This is a genomic window from Gloeobacter violaceus PCC 7421, assembly GCF_000011385.1.
GTDB classification, from domain to species: domain Bacteria; phylum Cyanobacteriota; class Cyanobacteriia; order Gloeobacterales; family Gloeobacteraceae; genus Gloeobacter; species Gloeobacter violaceus.
Genome location: NC_005125.1, coordinates 2751275 through 2767694, shown reverse-complemented (window position 1 = coordinate 2767694; position 16420 = coordinate 2751275). Strand labels below are relative to the sequence as shown.

Here is a 16420-nt window from a genome sequence, read left to right as displayed (position 1 = left end):
ACGGCATCGCCGCTTCATATTTCACAATCAACGTTAACACCGATCCCGCCGCCGGGAACCCCCGCGCCACCCAAGGAGAACGCCCATGTCCAGTCTCGCTTCCCCCGGCCGCATCGCCCGCGTTTTTGCCGCCTTGCACGCGCGGCGGGAAGTCGCCTTTATCCCGTTTATCACCGCGGGAGACCCGGATCTGGAGACCACCGCCGAGGCGCTGCTCACCCTCGACCGCAACGGTGCCGATCTGCTGGAATTGGGCCTGCCTTACTCCGATCCGCTCGCCGACGGACCGACCATCCAGGCGGCGGCCACCCGCGCCCTCGCCCGGGGCACCACCCCCGGCGCCGTGTTGGATCTGGTGGCCCGCCTCACCCCCGAGTTGCGCGCACCGCTGATTGTCTTCACCTACTTCAACTTGATCCTGGCGGTGGGAATCGAAGCATTTGTCGAGCGGCTCGCCGCCAGTGGCGCCAGCGGCCTGCTGGTGCCGGATCTGCCCGTCGAAGAAGGCGATGCGCTCCAGACGGCCGCGAACGTCCAGGGGCTCGACGTCATCTGGCTGGTGGCACCGACCAGCCCCCCCGAGCGGCTCAGACGGATCGCCGAGCGCACCACCGGCTTTGTCTATCTGGTGAGCACCACCGGGGTGACCGGCGCGCGCACCCAGGTCGCCTCCTCGGTGCGCACGTCCCTCGCCCAGTTGCGCGCCCTCACCACCCGTCCGGTGGCCGTGGGTTTTGGCATCTCCACTCCTGAGCAAGCCCACGAAGTGGCTTCCCTGGGCGCCGACGGCGTCATTGTCGGTTCCGCCTGCGTGCAACTGCTGGCCACCGCTGCCCCGGAAGAGCGCCTCGGGCAGCTCGCTGAGTTCTGTCGCCAATTGAAAAAGGCCAGTCAAACTCTTCCTGTAAAAAGTTAAGGAACATTAAGCGGGCTCACGGCGAAAAGCCCCGCCGTGTATTCTCGGGGCAGAGGGAAACACGACAGAGCTCAGTCGGGATATGTCCGATTGTCCAGGGGGGAATTTCTGGGCTCTCTTCTTAATCCACCCAGCCCAATAGACCGTCCGCCGCTACTGCGCCAGCACGAAGCGTACCAGCGTGCGCACGCCGAAGCCGGTACCGCCCCGGTTGGTGTAGCCTTTCTGCTTTTCGGTCCACACCGGACCGGCGATGTCGAGGTGCACCCAGGGGGTCTTCTCGACGAACTGCTTGAGAAAGAGCGCCGCGGTGATCGTGCCGCCTTCGCGCGAGCCGGTGTTGCGCATGTCGGCCACCACCGACTTCATCCCTTCGAAGTAGCTCTCTTCCATGGGGAGTTGCCAGAACTTCTCGCCGCTCGCCTCACCCGCCGCGCGGATCTGCCGGGCCAGTTCTTCGTTTTCGGTGAGCAGCCCCGCGATGTCGTTACCCAGGGCGACGACGCAGGCGCCGGTAAGGGTGGCCAGATCGACAATCGCATCGACGCCCAGTTTCTCGGAGAAGACCAGTGCGTCCGCCAGGGTGAGCCGTCCCTCGGCGTCGGTGTTGTCGACTTCGATGGTCTTGCCGTTGGAGGCGGTGAGGATGTCGCCGGGGTGGATGGCGTGGCCCGAGACCATGTTCTCGGTGGCCGCCACGATAAAGTGCACTTCGATGTCGGGTTTGAGCTGCCCCAGGACCTTGGCGGCTCCCAGGGCGGCGGCGGCCCCGCCCATGTCGACTTTCATCAATTCCATGCCCTTGGCGGGTTTGATGGACAGTCCACCCGAGTCGAAGGTGATGCCCTTGCCGATGATGGCGATGCGCTTGCGCGGGGCGCTGTGGGCGGGTTTGTAGGTGAGGTGGATGAATTTGGGCGGCAAATCGGTGCCCTGGGCCACTCCCAGGTACGCACCCATGCCCAGCCGTTCGCAATCTTCTTTTTCGAGAATCTCGCACTCCAGGCCGTTCGCCTCGGCGATCGCTGTCGCCTGCTCAGCCAGGGTGACGGAGGTGACGTAGTTGGCGGGGGCGGAGACCAGTTCGCGCGCAAAGATCGTCCCTTCGGCCAGGATATTGCCCCGGCGGACGGCCGCGGCGTAGTCGCCTTCGCCCGCCACCACCAGGCTCACTTTGGTCAATTTGTTCTCGCCGCCGTTGTTGCTGTTGCCGTTTTCTTCGCTGTCCGATTTTTTGGAGCGAAAGCGCCTGTCCTCGTGCAGGGCCAAGCGGATCGCCTCGACGAGCGCTTCGACGGTCGCCTCTTCGCCGCCCTCGCCCAGGGGCGGTACCCACACCCCGGCGGTGGTCGCCTTGATCGCCTTGAGGGTGCGGGCACCCTCGCCGATGCACTGGCGCAGCGACTCGGGTTTGTACTTGGCCTGCTCGCCCAGACCCACCAGCACCACCTTGCGCAGGCCGGTATCGCCGCCCACGCGCACCGTGAGCTTCTGGCGGCTTTTCGGTTTAAATTCTTCTTCGGAAATGACTTCGAGCACCACCGCCGCCACCGCCGCATCGAGGGCGGCCAGGGCCAGGGCCGGTTCCGGCCCGTCCTGGAACAGGCCCACCAGCAGGGCGTCCCCCCGATATTTCCCCGGAGAGATCCGGACCGCTTCAAATTCCATGCCTTGACTCCGTTGCTTTGCTGATTTCTCTAAGTTAGCTTCGCCAGGGGATCGCCGTGGCGGCGGGCGGGGCATTGCTTTACCATCGTTGCGGTGGTTTTGGACGTGTCTGCATGCTTCGACTGTGCGCTTCAGCCCTCGCCTTACTTCTGGTGATTCCCGGTCTTGCTCTGGCGGCGGACCCGCCTTCCGGGCCGATCCCGGCCGCCGCTTCGCCCGATCGGATCAAAACTCTGCCCCAGCTTACTTCCAAGGCCTACGTCAAGCTCGACACGACTAAAGGAGCGATTGTGCTCGAACTGGACGGTCCGAACGCCCCGGTCTCCGCCGGTAATTTTTTGGATCTGGTGAAGCGCAAATTTTATGATGGCCTGGTCTTCCACCGGGTGGTGCCCGATTTTGTCATCCAGGGCGGCGATCCCAAAGGCAACGGCACCGGCGGCTTTATCGACCCGGCCACCGGCCGCGAGCGCACGATTCCGCTGGAAATCAAACCCACCGGTGCCAAGGAGCCCGTCTACGGCCGCATCGTCGAAACGACCACCCCGCCGGTGCTCACCCACAGCAAAGGTGCGCTTGCCTGGGCACGGGACAATAACCCCAATTCCGCCAGCTCCCAGTTCTATATCGCCCTTTCCGACAACCCCTCGATCCGCGCCCTGGATGGCCGCTACGCGGTCTTCGGGCGGGTGGTGAGCGGCATGGAGGTAGTGGCCGCTATCCGGGCGGGCGACAAGATTCTCAAGGCCGCAGAGACCTCCGCACCACCCGCCGGAGCCGTCCCCAAGACTCCCTAGCCAGGCGAACCGCAGTGGCGCAGGAGGTAGGCTCCTAATTCACGAAACAGGGTTTTCGCCGAGAATTTCGAGAAACTGGACGGCACTGACTATCTTGATGTTCTGATACATGTCCAAAGCCAAAAGGTCCGACTTGTCGCCGCTCACAAAATAGTCGGCGCCACCAGCCGCTGCTCTTGCCAGTAAAACCGCATCTGCCGGATCGGAGATGGTCGGCAACGGTCCTGCTTGACAAACGACCATAGACGTTTCGCTCAGTAGCAAAGCCAATATTTGCTCCAACGCCTCGACTGCGTGGGGATAGCGCTGCCGGATCTTCGGGCGTCCAAAGACTGAGACGATTTCTTCGGCCAGCTCAACACAACTAACCAACTCAAAGCGTCGCTCGCGTAGGGCGTGCAAGATCCGCCCCGGCGATCCGTTGGGAGTGATTACCCCACTGACAACAATGTTCGTGTCCAGAAAGACGCGCACTTACGAAGAAGCCCGCTCCTCGCGCACTTCGCGCAAAGCCTCGGCAACATCGTCTTCGACGGCATGCGGCTCAAAATTTTGTCCCCGCTGCCAGGCTTGATCTATACCGGGCCAGGGATCTATGCCTGCAATGGCCCGGTGCAGCATTCGATTTTCTGTGACGATGTCCCCAACCGACTGCTCACCGCACACAGACCGGCTATCTAGTACGACGAGCCGAGCGCGTCCTATCTGCTCCAATAATTCCGAAATCGATAAACCGAGTTTTCCAGCCACAGACTCTAATCCCACCCAACCCGCAGCACTCATAGAAACTCCGTGGCGGGTCTTTGTCCGGTCGCCGGGAACCCTTCGGCCCGCGGAGTGCAAGCTTTGCTGCGAACTTTCGATGTCCTTCGAATCGACCGGATACTCGCCCATGGGGCCAGTCTAAAGCATTTTGCAATTGCTTTAGTTTCAATCCCGGCCGGTCCAGCCCAAGATGCGCTGCCAGTCGGCCACCGGTTGCGCTTCCAGCGGTGGCTCAGCCTGCGGCTTTTCAAGCTCGGTTTCGACAACGGCGGCAACGACCGAAGCTTCGCGCTCCTCCGGCACTATAGCCGGCCCGATTTGGGGGGAAGGCTTTTTGGGTTGCTCGGGAGCCACCGCCAGCGCCGCGCGAGCCGCCGCCTTTGGTTGCGTGCGGGGGGCTTCACTGTGCACTTCGCGCTCGGGCGCGAGGAATCCGTCAAACATCAACAGATTGCGGAACCAGTTGCTAGACATTACAAAACTTCATAGTGTATTTCCATCCTACTGCGCTTGCGGGGGCTCGATCCCACCTGCCGTTCGTTGCCCCATCGATTAGATTGAAGGCGGTCGCTTCGGATTGTGGCCGTGGCCGTCTATGCCTTGCTCAGCGCGATTGCAGCAGTTCTAGTTGTGCTGGCTGTCCCGGCGGTGGCCCAGAGCGGCGATGCCAATGGCGACGGCCGCTTCGATGGAAAAGATATCGAGACCATCGACGCTTACCTGGCGGGGACGGCACTGTTGCAGGACGAGCAGATCCGGGCGGCCGACGGCGATGGCGACGGCCGCATTACCGGTGCGGATCGCGAGAAGTTGGCCGGGCGGTTGATGGGGATGACCCGCGGCCAGGGGCCGGGTGAAATCCAGGCCGAGAGCGCCGACAGCGGTGTGGTGGTCGATCGGGCCACGGGCAAACCGCTCGCGGGGGTGGAAGTGTCGCTGCCGGATGAAGGGGTGAGCGTGCGCACCGACAGTGAGGGCCGCTTCAAGCTACCTAAATCGAGCGCTGGCAAGATCCTCACCGCCAAGGCCGACAACTACGCGCCTTCGGCCGCAGCGGGCGGCAAGCGCCGGGGGTTCCGCCTGGAATTAGAGCGGCTCTCGCCGCGTCTGGTGGTGCTCGACGACCGGGTGCACCACCTGGGGGATGACAAGTACGGCTATGGTTCGGCCAACTACAGCGAATTTCGTCTCCAGGCCCAGGGGCCGCGCCTGGAGCGCGCCTTCGAGATCGACGGCGAACCTGAGGATTTGACGCTGCGCATCGGTTCGCTGATCGGCCTCGATACGGCCCACTCCGTCGCCGCCGGCCAATCGGCCCTCAGCCAGTTTGCCGGCAGCCGCCCGGACGGCTTGCGCATCTATCTCAACGACCGGCCGCTGCAGAAGATTTATCTCAACGGCGACAACATTGCCGTCAGGCTTCCCGCCGCCCTGCTGCGCCGCGGCGAGAACCGCCTGCGCCTGGAGACCCACCCGCTGCGGCTGCCGGGGGCGGCGGGCGATGAGTTGGAGGACTTGCGTCGGCGCTTCGGCCTGGTCAACTACGACGATGTCGAGCTGGCCCATTTGCTGCTGGTGGACAGCAGCGCCTCCGCTCGCCGCATCCGCGTGCGCGGCGACGTGGTGCGCACCCCCAGGGCGGGCAACGACGGAACCAATCCTTGATCGCAGCGGACCGGCCGTGCTCGACTGGTGTGCCCGGGAGCGCTCCGGTTTTCGATCAAAGGCGAGCCGCAGGCGCTTTGCGGGGCCTTACGATCGGACTGTGAACTGCGTGAAGGTGTGTGTATGGAAATAATCGGCGCGGGTTTTGGCAGAACGGGTACCCTGTCGCTCAAGATTGCCCTGGAGATGCTTGGGTTTGGGCCTTGCTACCACATGGTGGAGGTGCTGGACGGGCAGAAAAATCCCGGCCACCTACAGACGTGGGAGGACGCCTCCCAGGGCAAACCGGTCGCTTGGAAAGCGCTGTACCAGAATTTCCGCTCCTCGGTGGACTGGCCGACCTGCGCGTTCTACCGAGAATTGATCCAGGTCTTCCCGGCGGCGAAGGTGCTGCTGAGCGTGCGCGACCCCTACAAGTGGTACCAGAGCGCCTTCGAGACCATCTACAGTTCCGGTAAGCCCCCGATTTCTGAGCGGACCCAGTTCAGCCGCATGGTGGATAGGATCATCTGGGAGGGCACCTTTGGTGGTCGTTTCGAAGACCGCGAGCACGCCGTGGCGGTGTTCAACCGCCACATCGAGGCGGTCAAAGCCGCGGTTCCCGCTGAGCGGCTGCTGGTCTTCGAAGTCAAGGAAGGTTGGGAACCGCTCTGCCGGTTTTTGGGTGTGGCCGTGCCGGAGGCACCATTTCCCCACGCCAACGACACCGCCGAATTCAAGGCGCGCATCGCCACCTTCAGCGGCGGCGGCTGAGGATTGCCTCTTTACTTCTTGCCGGGATTCCCTAGCGTGGAGCGACCTGCCTGATCTGTCGGCACTCCCCAGGAGCGGGCGACCAAGGGTATCTGGGCCGGTCAGGGCTGTGATTGGAGGGAAGTATGGCCGGACCCGAGGAAGCGAACGAACAGGAAAATCTCAACGAAGACCAGGAAGCCACTCTCGCGCAGATGTTTCTGGAGGAGGTGCCCGAGGGAAGCGACGGCAACATTCTGGGCCTGGATCTCGATACGGGCGACGGCAGTTTTTGGGGTTTGGACGGCGAAACCTGGGGAGCAATCGGCATCGGCGTCGGTGTCGGCGCTTTTGTGCTGGCTACGGGAGGCATCGGCGCCGCCCCGGCCGCCGCAGCCTACGGCTTGATCGGCGGATTGGCCGCCAACGAAATCTTCGACTCGCACGAGGAAGCGGTCTACTCAGAAGATTCCTGCGGCGCGTCGGAAAGATACGCACAGATGCCCTGCGGCGAAGAGGACGATAGCACCGCGTAGCGTCTCGCGAACCCTGAGGCAGTGGTTTGCGGCTGCCGCAAACTGTGAAGACGCGGGTTACGATCGGTTGCACAACTGCAAGCTAAGGATCGGCGATGAATTGGGTCGTCCGCACTGCAACAGCTTCAGCCCTGGCCCTGGCGGTCGGCGCTTCGGCATTGTCCTTCGCCACTGCCAAAGAGATGCTGCCCCAGCCCTTTGCCACCCCCTCCGCCACCAAGCGCGCCGAAGCAATCGGCTGGCCGGAGGGTCGCACCCCTGTCGCCCCGGCGGGTTTTCGGGTAAGCCGCTTTGCCGGGGAACTCGACAATCCGCGCTGGCTGTACGTGTTACCTAACGGCGATGTGCTGGCGGCTGAGTCGCGCACCCCAAGGTACGGTCCCTCCGCCAACCGTATCACCCTGCTGCGCGACGGCAATGGCGACGGCACCCCCGAGGTGCGCTCGGTGTTTCTAAGCGGCCTCAACCTGCCCTTCGGCATGCTGGTGTTGGGCGACAGTTTCTACGTGGCCAACACCGACGGCCTGCTGCGCTACCCCTACAAAAGCGGCCAACTGCGCATCGCCGCGCCAGGAACCAAGATCGTCGATCTGCCCGGCACCGGCTACAACAACCACTGGACGCGCAATCTGACGGCCGGCCCCGACGGCAAAAAAATCTATATCTCCGTGGGATCGGCCACCAACGTCGATGAAGAAAATATCGACGCCAAAGATCCGAGGCGGGCGGCGATTCTGGAGGTCAACCCCGACGGCAGCGGCCTGCGCGTGTTTGCCGGCGGCCTGCGCAACCCGGTGGGCATGGACTGGCTGCCCGACAGCAACAGCCTCTGGACAGTCGTCAACGAGCGCGATCACCTGGGGGACGACCTGGTGCCCGATTATCTCACCCGCGTGCGCGAGGGTGCCTTCTACGGCTGGCCCTACGCCTACTTCGGCCAGAACGAAGATCCGCGCCAGAAGGGCAAGCGCCCCGACCTGGTGGCCAAGGCCGTCGAGCCGGATTTTGGCCTGGGTGCCCACACCGCCTCGTTGGGGCTCGCCTTCTACCGGGCGCGCACTTTTCCGGCCACCTACCACGGCGGCGCCTTTATCGGTCAGCGCGGCTCCTGGAACCGTTCGCGCTTCGCAGGCTACAAGGTGCTTTTTGTGCCGTTTCGCAACGGTCAGCCCACCGGTCCTGCCCAGGACTTTTTGACTGGTTTTATCGCCGATGAGGCCCGCTCCGAAGTTTACGGGCGGCCGGTGGGGGTGACCACCCTCGCGGACGGATCGCTGTTGGTGGCCGACGACGCGGGCAATACCGTCTGGCGCGTGGCGTACACCGGCCGCTAAGCGCTCAGGCGGCAGTGCTGTACTGCCCGCCCGCCAGTGCGTTCGCCGTGAAGACGAAGGCGTCGCGCACTCCCCGGCCCGGCTGCTGCACCCGGATAGGCGAGGTGTAGTGAAACAGCTCGCGGTCGTTGATGACCAGCAGTTCGCCGGGATTGAGCGTCCAGCGCAAAATCGGCCTGCCGTGCTTCTCGCGGTACAGAAGCGTCTCGCCCCCCTGCAGGTTGTCCACACCCACCACGTAGATGCCGATCACCTGGAAGCCGTCCTGGTGGATGCCCTCGGGAGCGGGATAGCCCAAATGACCCTCGCTGCAGCTGATCTCCAGCTGGTGCACGCCGATTTCGACGGCCTCGCCGCGCAATGCCGACAGGCGGGCGAACGTTTGCAACAGTTGAGCGAAACTCGCCAGTCCGGTCAACTCATCTGCCAGAGGTTGATAGGAGCGCACAATCCCTCCCAGCTTGGGATTGTAATCGCTGCTCTGGTAAAAATCTTGATGGGGTAGTTTAATCAGCCCCGCAGTCGACAGTTTGAAGCAATCGAACCGGCGCGTGCGATAACCGCCGGGCGTGTACTGATCGGCCGGAAGCGATGCAAAATAGGTACGAATTTCAGAGACATCAAAATCCAGCCGCTGCAGGGTAAACAACTGTTCCATGCGCGCTTTCCTCTGCTGCGTCCAGACCCATTATAAATCGCTCCCCAATTAAAATGTAGCGTAATAAACATTTTTTACAGAGGCCAGGGCCTGCGACACTGCCATCCGGGATAGATTGGGAAAGGCGCTCAGCAAACGCAATATGAATAATGTGCTCGATCTCGATTTTGTGCGGCGGCAGTTTCCGGCGCTGATGGGTGAGTGGACTTTTTTAGACAACGCGGGCGGTTCGCAGATTCTTGGCCGGGTGGTCGAGCGGATTGCCGATTTTTTGCTGACCACCAACGTGCAGATCGGTGCCTCCTATGCGATCTCCGAGGCGGCCACCGCCCGGCTCGACCTGGCCCGCGCCCGAATGGCCGCCTACTTGAACGCCGAATATCCCGAAGAGATCGTCCACGGCTCCTCCACCACCCAATTGCTTTCCAACCTGGCAGCGGCGATGGCTCCCAGCCTGCAGCCCGGCGATGAGATCGTCGTCACCGACTGTGACCACGAATCGAATATCGGACCCTGGGTGCGCCTGGCCCACCAACGGGGGCTCGCCCTCAAGATCTGGAAGATCAACCCCGAGACCTGGACGCTGGAACCGGAAGATCTGGAGATGTTGCTGGGTGAGCGCACCCGGCTGGTGTGCTTCACCTACGCTTCCAACGTCGTGGGCACCATCCAGCCTGTAGCCCAGATCGTTCGGCTGGCCCACCGCTACGGAGCGCGCGTCTGCATCGACGCGGTCGCCTACGCCCCCCACCGCGCCATCGACGTGCGCGCCACCGGTGTCGATTTTCTGACCTTCAGCACCTACAAGACCTACGGTCCCCACGCGGCGGTGCTCTACGGCAAGCGCGACTGGCTGTTGGAGCTGGCGAGTCTCAACCACTACTTCATCGGCAAAGACGACATTCCCTACAAGTTGCAGCCCGGCAACGCCAACTTCGAACTGGCCTGGGGGATGAGCGGCCTGGTCGATTATTGCGAAGAGCTGGCCGCGCTGCACGCCCAGATACCGGCCGACACCGTCCACGGCCGGGTGGAGCAGGCTTTTGAACCGATTGCCCGCCACGAGGAGTACCTGGGCGCCCGGCTGCTTGCCTATTTAACCAGTAAGCCAAACGTGCGCATCCTGGGTCTGCGCGGGGCGGACCGCGAGCGGCGCGTTCCGACGGTGAGCTTCTGGATTCCGGGCCGTCACGCCTCGGAGATCCCGACCCGGATCGATCCGCTCAAGATTGGCATCCGCTGGGGCGACTTTTACGCCCGCCGCCTCATCGACAGCCTCGGTCTCACCCCTGCCGGGGGGATCGTGCGCGTCTCGATGGTCCACTACAACACGCCTGCAGAGATCGACCGGCTCATCGTGGGGCTGGAGAGCATCTTGTAGAGTGCTTCAGGCGCGCACGGCCAGGCACTGGCGCACAAACTGGCCGAGACGTTCAACGCCTTTGTAGATGGTGTCGAGGTCGGTGGCGTAAGAAAGGCGGACGTGGCTGTCCGAGCCGAAGGCGATGCCGGGCACCGCAGCGACGTGGAATTGGTCGAGCAGTTGTTCGCAGAAGGCCGTGGAATTGAGGCCCGTGGCGGAAATATCCGGCAGCAGATAGAAAGCCCCCTGGGCACGGGCACAGCGCAGACCCGGGATCGCCGCCACCGCATCGTACATGGCGGTGCGCCGCTCGGCGAAGACGCGCACCATCCGCTCCACTTCGAGCGCCACCTGCGGATCTTCGAGGGCCGCCAACGCCCCGGCTTGGGAGTAGGCGGCGACGTTGGAGGTGCTGTGGCTCTGAATGGCGCCGGCGGCCCCAATCAGGTCCGTGGGACCGGCCAGGTACCCGAGCCGCCAGCCGGTCATCGCAAAAGCCTTGCTGAAGCCGCCGCTGGTGATCGTGCGCGCAAACATTTCGCGCCCCAGGCCGCCGATGCTGTGGTGCCGCGCGCCGTCGTAGACGAGTTTTTCGTAGATTTCGTCGGAGAGAACCATCAGGTCGTGGCGCAGAACCACCTCGGTAATCGCCTCCAGTTCGGGGCGGCTGTAGACCATGCCCGTCGGGTTGGAGGGGGAATTGAGGATGAGCAACCGGGTGCGGGGGGTGATGGCGGCCTCCAGTTGCTCAGGCGTGATCTTGAAGCCGGTCGCCTCGGTGGTGGGCAAGAGCACCGAGGTACCGCCCGCGAGCGAAACCATCTCCGGGTAGCTCAGCCAGTAGGGGCTCGGGATGAGCACCGCATCGCCGGGTTCGATGAGGGCCATGATCGCGTTGTAAAGGCCCTGCTTGCCGCCGTTGGTGACCAGAATCTGCTCGGGGGTGTAGGGTAGGCCGTTTTCGCGCTCCAACTTTCGGGCAATCCGTTCGCGCAGGCGCGGCTGCCCGGCCACCGGTCCGTACTTGGTCTCACCGCGGTCGAGGGCCGCCTTGGCCGCCGCCTTGATGGGAGCAGGAGTATCGAAATCGGGTTCCCCGGCGCTCAGGCCGCACACATCGACGCCGCCCGCCGCCAGCGCCTTGGCTTTGGCGGCAATGGCAAGCGTGAGCGATGGAGTCAGCGAAGCGACGCGGGTGGCCAGGCGGGACATGGCGAAAGTTCTCCAGATAACGATTGGCACAAATTGGCCGTTTTCCCAGCTTGACACACAACCGTGGGCGGTGGGATCGAAGCGACGGCGATCGGAGCCGGCTTAAGGGCGCCCATGGCAGCTGCGTGTCAGCTCGTGCTGGAGGCTGAGACCAACCTGGCCTTTTTGCTCACAGGACACTAACGCGCTGCAACCTGCAGTACTGCCTTGCCGCTGAAGCGGCGGTCCATCAACCTCAATGGCAAGGGCTACTACTACCTGCTCACCGCGAAACAGCAGCAAAGCCACACTTTTAAAAGACTTTAATCGGCCAATTTGCAGGACGGTCCCGCTCAGCGCATTCCGACCATTACGCCCAGGGCGATCACCGAGACGAAAATCACCAGCAGATAGAGCTGCGCCTTACCGGTCTCCAGGTACTTGAGGCTCTCGCCGCTCAAGAGCGTCACGGCACTCACCAGGTTGACGATGCCGTCAACCACGTTGCGGTCGAGCCAGGCGACAACCACGGCGATGCCCGCCAAGCCGTTGCCGAAGGTTCGGCTGTAAAAGTCGTCGATGTAGAGACGGTTCTCGAGGGCGGCGCGCACGGGTACGAGCGCCTGCACCACGGACTTGGGCACCAGATTGAAGACGTAAACGGCGAGGGCGACGGCGAAGCCGACGGTGACCACCCCCGAGGAGAGGACAAGAAGCGTCGTGTCCAGTTCTTCTTTGAGGAACCACTCGTTACCCAGCCAGCCCGCCGCCGCCGAAGGAACCGCCAGGATCACCAAGGGCAGGGACATCGTCCAGGTCGACTCGTGGGCGCGGCTCGATTTTTCAGAAGGCTTGCCCAAAAAGACCAGGATGTACTGGCGGGCCATGTAGAAGGCGGTCAGACCGGCGGTCAACAGCCCCATCGCAAAGACCGGATACAGTTCGGCCTTTTCGAGGGCGTGCAGGATAGCGTCCTTTGACCAGAAACCGGCGAAAGGAAAGACACCGGCAAGCGCCAGCACACCGATGCCGTAGGTGAAGGCCGTCACCGGCATTCTGCCCATCAGACCGCCCATCTCGCGCATGTCCTGGGTGTGGGCGCCGTGGATGACCGAACCGGCCCCGAGAAACAGCATCGCCTTGAAAAAAGCGTGGGTGAACAAGTGGAACATCGCCGCCTCGGTGTTTCCGACGCCCAGAGCCATGAACATGTAGCCCAACTGGGAGATGGTCGAGTAGGCGAGCACCCGCTTGATGTCGTTTTGGGCCGTGGCCATCAGGGCCGAACCCAGGGCGGTGATGGCGCCGGTGTAGGCGACGACCATGAGGGCCGTGCTCGAGAGGGCAAAGACCGGTTCGAGGCGCGCCACCATGAACACCCCGGCGGCGACCATCGTGGCGGCGTGGATGAGGGCCGAAGCCGGGGTCGGACCTTCCATCGCGTCCGGCAACCAGACGTGCAGCGGGAACTGGGCCGACTTGCCCACCGGACCCGCGAACAGCAATAGCACGATCAGCGTGGCGAGGGGAGCGGCGATCGTGGCCGTTTCCGCCCATTCGCCCAGGGCCGTAATTTCAAGCGTTCCGGCGTTGACGTAGAGCAGCAGAATGCCAATCAGCAGCAAAAAGTCGCCGACGCGGGTGGTGAGAAAGGCTTTTTTGGCGGCGGCGGCGGCGGCGGGCTTTGACCACCAGAAGCCGACCAGCAGATAGCTCGACAGGCCCATCAACTCCCAGAAGCCGTACATGGCGAGCAGGTTGTCGGAGAGCACCAGCCCGAGCATGGCCATGGTAAAAAAGCTGAGCAGGCCGTAGTAGCGGGCCAGCCGCGGCTCGTGGTCCATGTAGCCCAGCGAGTACAGTTGCACCAGCAGGCTCACCCCCGCCACCAGCACCAGTGTGCCGGCGGTGAGCGGGTTGATCAGGCCGCTCACCTCGATATTCAGCGTTCCAAAATCGATCCATGGAAAGCGAAAGGTGCCGCCCGCTCCAGCCAGGACCTCGGGCAACATCAAGCTCGCGTGCAGCAGCGCCAACCCGGTAAAGAACAGTCCGCCGAAAGCTGCAATTCGCTGGCCTTTCGACTGGGTGAGCGCCCAGGGTAGGGAAAACAGGGCGCCCGCCAAACAATAAAGTGGGATCAGCCAACCGAACTGCACAAGGCTTTCCATACGTCGCGCAACCGTCCTTCCCGCCAAGGGGGAAATTGTATGTGCCCAGAAGCCCCGTAAACAACTTCTTTGAAGGCATTCCGCACATTCTTCACCTTTCTTTACTTTACTCCGTTGGCTCGGACGGAGTCTAGTAAAAAATGCCTAGGCTAAGGAGATTCTCATGGACCCGCGTTTGCAAGAATGCTTGCAGGTGGCGATTGGCGGCCGGGATCCGGGGCCGGAGGCGTGGGAATGGCTCGGCGAGGCGACGCGCTCTGATATTTGGCAGGCCGAGGCAACGCCAATCGAAAGCCGGGTGGAGCTTTTGACGGCCGGCTGGCCGCGGTTGAACGCACCGCCCTCGGCCTTGGAGGCGGCCTGGCGGTTGTGGGTGCCGCTGGCTCTCGATATCGATCGGCGCTGTCGAAGCGGCACGTTGTTTTGCCAGGGGATTCTTGGTCCCCAAGGCAGCGGCAAATCCACCCTCGCGGGGGCGCTCACGGTCTTGCTCGCCCATCTGGGGCGGCGGGCGGTGGACCTGTCGATCGACGATCTGTATCTCACGGCCCCCGAGCGGCGCAGGCTGCGCACCGAGCGGCCCGCCTTGCGTTGGCGCGGCCCACCCGGCACCCACGATCTGGCGCTCGGGGTACGGACATTGGAGGCCCTCCGAAGCGGGCCGGCGCCTTTTTGGCTGCCCCGCTTCGACAAAGCCGCCGGGGGCGGCGAGGGAGACCGCTATGCCTGGGTGAAATTGGGCGCAGAAATGACGCTGGCCGGACCGGTGCGCGAAGGCTGTTTCTTTCTGGAGCGTTGCCGGGTACAGGGGCTTGACCTGCCGCTTCCCGAGAACATGGGCAGCCCCGTGCCCCTGAATTTTTTAGAGGCACCGGAGGACGGATGGGCTGTGTGGTCGTGCGAGGCGGGTGAAGCGCGGCTACACCTGGCGGGGCTCGTCTACTCGGTTGCGGTGGACAGGCTGCCGGTCGGATGGCAGGTCTTGAGCGCCCGGCCCGACGCAGTGATCTTCGAAGGCTGGTGCGTGGGGGTTCGACCGGTGGCGCAGGACTTACTCAAAGATGACCTAGCTGGGCAATCCAATCGGGAATTGCCCGCCTACGAAGCGCTCTGGGAGTTTCTGGACCGGCTGCTGGTGCTGAAGCCCGGGGACTTGGACTGGAGCAGGCAATGGCGATGGACCGCTGAGCAGGAGCGCGTCGGGTGCGCTCAGGGTGGGATGACCGCTGCGGAGATTGCTGAATTTGTCGAGTATTTCCAGCGCTCGCTGCCGTGGGCCGTATTCGTCGAACCGCTGATTGCCGCCGGTTGCTGCAATCTGGTGGTCGAGATCGACGCAGCGCACCGGCCGGGGCGGATATGGCGGCCTGACGAATCCGGCGGGTCACCCTGCATCAAGCCGGGGGGGCGGCGAACTTTTTGATGCCGGGCAGTTGCTTAAGCGCCTGTACCGTGGCACCCCCCAACTGCCAGCCCTGCTCGACACCGTTGCTGAATAGCAACTGCACCTTCAAGGTGCGATTGGGCAACCCGGCGATTTGCTTTTTGAGAGCCGCCAGATCGAAGCGGGTACTGCCGGCGCTGCACTTGATTTCGGGAAAATACGAGCCGGGATCGACGACGTACCCGCCGTAGAAGCCGCCGTAGAGGCCGCCCACCACCACCGGCGGATTGTAGCGGGCCGGGCGGGCCTGTTTTTCGCGGGCGCGCTGGGTGTCAAGCACCCTGGAGATGCGCACCAGGGGCCGGCTGCCATCCAGAAGAACCATCTCGGCCAGGAACGCCTGGTCGCCGGAGACGTCCTGTTCGGGCACGCAGTAGCGCACGGCGACTTCGAAGGCTTTTTGCGCCGGGGCGTCGATCCAGAGGCTAAAAAACTGGATGTTCGGCTCGCTGGGGTTGTAGTCTTTGTCTTTGACAAAAGCGGCTTTGCCGACCGTGAAGACTTTGCTGAAGGGAGCTTTGCGCACTGCGGCGGCGGCCGCTGCGGCCGATTGCTCCTGGGCCGAAGCGGCGAGCGGCATCGACAACGCTGTCCCAACGGCAACCGCCAGGCATCCGGCCAGGACGCGGCAATGAATTTCAGGCATCGTGCACTAGCTCTCCAGCCATCGTTATAAGCACAAGATTATCCCGCCCATCTGCCGCCGCAAACTTGCGTCCCAATCGACCGACAGGGTGCAAAAATAATTTCATACCGGCCCCGACCGTCCGGTGGTTTGGAGGAATCTATTGCGATGAAGTGCAAACCGGCTACAAGTTTCGCCCTCGGTCTGCTGCTCCCGGTCGCCCTCGGTGCGCTGTTGCCCGTATCGACCCTGGCCCTTACCTGGGGCGAGGTGATCGGGATTGGCGCGGGGGTCACCGCCGTCAACACCATCCGTGCCAACAACCAGACCCGCGGCGGCTACTATCCGCCGGAAGCCGAGTACGGCCGGGGGGTCAACGACGGCCTAAAACACCTGCGCTACGACAACCCGCGCAACTCCTCCGCCTACGACCAGGGCTATCAAGAAGGCATCCGCCGCGCCTCCGGCGGCCGCTAGGGCGATCGCGCGCCTCAATGAACGCTGCCGCTCCATGCACGCAAGCGGGGCTTTCGGGTTAGGCTAGGAAAAACGCAC

General features: G+C 63.4%; 17 protein-coding genes. 9 read left to right on the top strand and 8 right to left on the bottom strand.

The window, feature by feature from the left end; all coding sequences use genetic code 11:
- The first annotated feature begins 85 nt into the window (after positions 1 to 85).
- Positions 86 to 916, top strand: coding sequence for a tryptophan synthase subunit alpha (trpA, locus tag GLL_RS13480; protein ID WP_011142606.1), 831 nt, complete (start codon positions 86 to 88; stop codon positions 914 to 916).
- Positions 917 to 1069: 153 nt separating this feature from the next.
- On the opposite strand, the gene GLL_RS13475 is transcribed toward trpA, so the two are convergent.
- Positions 1070 to 2584 carry a leucyl aminopeptidase gene (locus tag GLL_RS13475; RefSeq protein WP_011142605.1) on the bottom strand — a complete coding sequence of 505 codons (1515 nt, stop codon included), beginning with the start codon at positions 2582 to 2584 and terminating at the stop codon, positions 1070 to 1072.
- A gap of 113 nt (positions 2585 to 2697) precedes the next feature.
- Between GLL_RS13475 and GLL_RS13470 the strand changes: the two genes are divergently transcribed.
- Complete coding sequence (locus tag GLL_RS13470) at positions 2698 to 3381, top strand: peptidylprolyl isomerase (RefSeq protein ID WP_164929058.1); 684 nt, start codon at positions 2698 to 2700, stop codon at positions 3379 to 3381.
- 39 nt (positions 3382 to 3420) lie between these two features.
- On the opposite strand, the gene GLL_RS13465 is transcribed toward GLL_RS13470, so the two are convergent.
- From GLL_RS13465 to GLL_RS13455, 3 genes are all read right to left on the bottom strand, one after another.
- Complete coding sequence (locus GLL_RS13465) at positions 3421 to 3855, bottom strand: putative toxin-antitoxin system toxin component, PIN family (RefSeq protein WP_011142603.1); 435 nt, start codon at positions 3853 to 3855, stop codon at positions 3421 to 3423.
- Positions 3856 to 4164, bottom strand: coding sequence for a hypothetical protein (locus tag GLL_RS13460; protein WP_011142602.1), 309 nt, complete (start codon positions 4162 to 4164; stop codon positions 3856 to 3858).
- Positions 4165 to 4311: 147 nt separating this feature from the next.
- The gene (locus GLL_RS13455) at positions 4312 to 4620 is read right to left on the bottom strand and encodes a hypothetical protein (RefSeq protein WP_011142601.1); all 309 of its coding nucleotides are present in this window, start codon (positions 4618 to 4620) and stop codon (positions 4312 to 4314) included.
- Positions 4621 to 4731: 111 nt separating this feature from the next.
- Between GLL_RS13455 and GLL_RS13450 the strand changes: the two genes are divergently transcribed.
- The 4 genes from GLL_RS13450 (at position 4732) to GLL_RS13435 (ending at position 8413) form a co-directional block, all read left to right on the top strand.
- Complete coding sequence (locus tag GLL_RS13450) at positions 4732 to 5811, top strand: dockerin type I domain-containing protein (protein WP_231848228.1); 1080 nt, start codon at positions 4732 to 4734, stop codon at positions 5809 to 5811.
- 123 nt (positions 5812 to 5934) lie between these two features.
- Complete coding sequence (locus tag GLL_RS13445) at positions 5935 to 6564, top strand: sulfotransferase family protein (protein WP_164929057.1); 630 nt, start codon at positions 5935 to 5937, stop codon at positions 6562 to 6564.
- Between the two features lie 125 nt (positions 6565 to 6689).
- Positions 6690 to 7079 (top strand): hypothetical protein, encoded by a 390-nt coding sequence (locus GLL_RS13440; RefSeq protein ID WP_011142598.1) that lies wholly within the window; start codon positions 6690 to 6692, stop codon positions 7077 to 7079.
- 95 nt (positions 7080 to 7174) lie between these two features.
- A complete protein-coding gene (locus GLL_RS13435; RefSeq protein ID WP_011142597.1) occupies positions 7175 to 8413 on the top strand; it encodes a PQQ-dependent sugar dehydrogenase in 1239 nt (412 codons plus the stop codon).
- A 4-nt stretch (positions 8414 to 8417) separates the two neighbouring features.
- Here GLL_RS13435 and GLL_RS13430 read toward each other — a convergent pair whose 3' ends face one another.
- Positions 8418 to 9071 carry a 2OG-Fe dioxygenase family protein gene (locus GLL_RS13430; protein WP_011142596.1) on the bottom strand — a complete coding sequence of 218 codons (654 nt, stop codon included), beginning with the start codon at positions 9069 to 9071 and terminating at the stop codon, positions 8418 to 8420.
- 142 nt (positions 9072 to 9213) lie between these two features.
- On the opposite strand from GLL_RS13430, the gene GLL_RS13425 reads away from it, so the two are divergent.
- Entirely contained in the window at positions 9214 to 10452 is a 1239-nt protein-coding gene (locus GLL_RS13425; protein ID WP_011142595.1) for a cysteine desulfurase-like protein, read from the top strand.
- A 6-nt stretch (positions 10453 to 10458) separates the two neighbouring features.
- Here the strand turns inward: GLL_RS13425 and GLL_RS13420 are convergent, their stop codons facing one another.
- Positions 10459 to 11646, bottom strand: coding sequence for a pyridoxal phosphate-dependent aminotransferase (locus GLL_RS13420; RefSeq protein ID WP_011142594.1), 1188 nt, complete (start codon positions 11644 to 11646; stop codon positions 10459 to 10461).
- 332 nt (positions 11647 to 11978) lie between these two features.
- Positions 11979 to 13796: an NADH-quinone oxidoreductase subunit L gene (nuoL, locus tag GLL_RS13415; RefSeq protein ID WP_011142593.1), complete on the bottom strand. Its 1818-nt coding sequence runs from the start codon at positions 13794 to 13796 to the stop codon at positions 11979 to 11981.
- Positions 13797 to 13959: 163 nt separating this feature from the next.
- Between nuoL and GLL_RS13410 the strand changes: the two genes are divergently transcribed.
- Positions 13960 to 15219, top strand: a complete 1260-nt coding sequence (locus tag GLL_RS13410; RefSeq protein ID WP_011142592.1) for a hypothetical protein — start codon at positions 13960 to 13962, stop codon at positions 15217 to 15219.
- On the opposite strand, the gene GLL_RS13405 is transcribed toward GLL_RS13410, so the two are convergent.
- Entirely contained in the window at positions 15191 to 15886 is a 696-nt protein-coding gene (locus GLL_RS13405) for a hypothetical protein (RefSeq protein ID WP_011142591.1), read from the bottom strand. The genes GLL_RS13410 and GLL_RS13405 overlap by 29 nt on opposite strands.
- 147 nt (positions 15887 to 16033) lie before the next feature.
- On the opposite strand from GLL_RS13405, the gene GLL_RS13400 reads away from it, so the two are divergent.
- Positions 16034 to 16342 (top strand): hypothetical protein, encoded by a 309-nt coding sequence (locus GLL_RS13400; RefSeq protein WP_011142590.1) that lies wholly within the window; start codon positions 16034 to 16036, stop codon positions 16340 to 16342.
- The last annotated feature ends 78 nt before the right edge of the window (positions 16343 to 16420 follow it).

What these genes read in the sequence shown, in the direction of transcription:
- GLL_RS13405 (WP_011142591.1), bottom strand. Translation starts at nt 15,886, where the DNA reads ATGCCTGAAATTCATTGCCGCGTCCTGGCCGGATGCCTGGCGGTTGCC.
- GLL_RS13425 (WP_011142595.1), top strand. Translation starts at nt 9,214, where the DNA reads ATGAATAATGTGCTCGATCTCGATTTTGTGCGGCGGCAGTTTCCGGCG.
- GLL_RS13470 (WP_164929058.1), top strand. Translation starts at nt 2,698, where the DNA reads ATGCTTCGACTGTGCGCTTCAGCCCTCGCCTTACTTCTGGTGATTCCC.
- GLL_RS13440 (WP_011142598.1), top strand. Translation starts at nt 6,690, where the DNA reads ATGGCCGGACCCGAGGAAGCGAACGAACAGGAAAATCTCAACGAAGAC.
- GLL_RS13430 (WP_011142596.1), bottom strand. Translation starts at nt 9,071, where the DNA reads ATGGAACAGTTGTTTACCCTGCAGCGGCTGGATTTTGATGTCTCTGAA.
- GLL_RS13400 (WP_011142590.1), top strand. Translation starts at nt 16,034, where the DNA reads ATGAAGTGCAAACCGGCTACAAGTTTCGCCCTCGGTCTGCTGCTCCCG.
- nuoL (WP_011142593.1), bottom strand. Translation starts at nt 13,796, where the DNA reads ATGGAAAGCCTTGTGCAGTTCGGTTGGCTGATCCCACTTTATTGTTTG.
- GLL_RS13420 (WP_011142594.1), bottom strand. Translation starts at nt 11,646, where the DNA reads ATGTCCCGCCTGGCCACCCGCGTCGCTTCGCTGACTCCATCGCTCACG.
- trpA (WP_011142606.1), top strand. Translation starts at nt 86, where the DNA reads ATGTCCAGTCTCGCTTCCCCCGGCCGCATCGCCCGCGTTTTTGCCGCC.
- GLL_RS13445 (WP_164929057.1), top strand. Translation starts at nt 5,935, where the DNA reads ATGGAAATAATCGGCGCGGGTTTTGGCAGAACGGGTACCCTGTCGCTC.
- GLL_RS13435 (WP_011142597.1), top strand. Translation starts at nt 7,175, where the DNA reads ATGAATTGGGTCGTCCGCACTGCAACAGCTTCAGCCCTGGCCCTGGCG.
- GLL_RS13460 (WP_011142602.1), bottom strand. Translation starts at nt 4,164, where the DNA reads ATGAGTGCTGCGGGTTGGGTGGGATTAGAGTCTGTGGCTGGAAAACTC.
- GLL_RS13455 (WP_011142601.1), bottom strand. Translation starts at nt 4,620, where the DNA reads ATGTCTAGCAACTGGTTCCGCAATCTGTTGATGTTTGACGGATTCCTC.
- GLL_RS13410 (WP_011142592.1), top strand. Translation starts at nt 13,960, where the DNA reads ATGGACCCGCGTTTGCAAGAATGCTTGCAGGTGGCGATTGGCGGCCGG.
- GLL_RS13475 (WP_011142605.1), bottom strand. Translation starts at nt 2,584, where the DNA reads ATGGAATTTGAAGCGGTCCGGATCTCTCCGGGGAAATATCGGGGGGAC.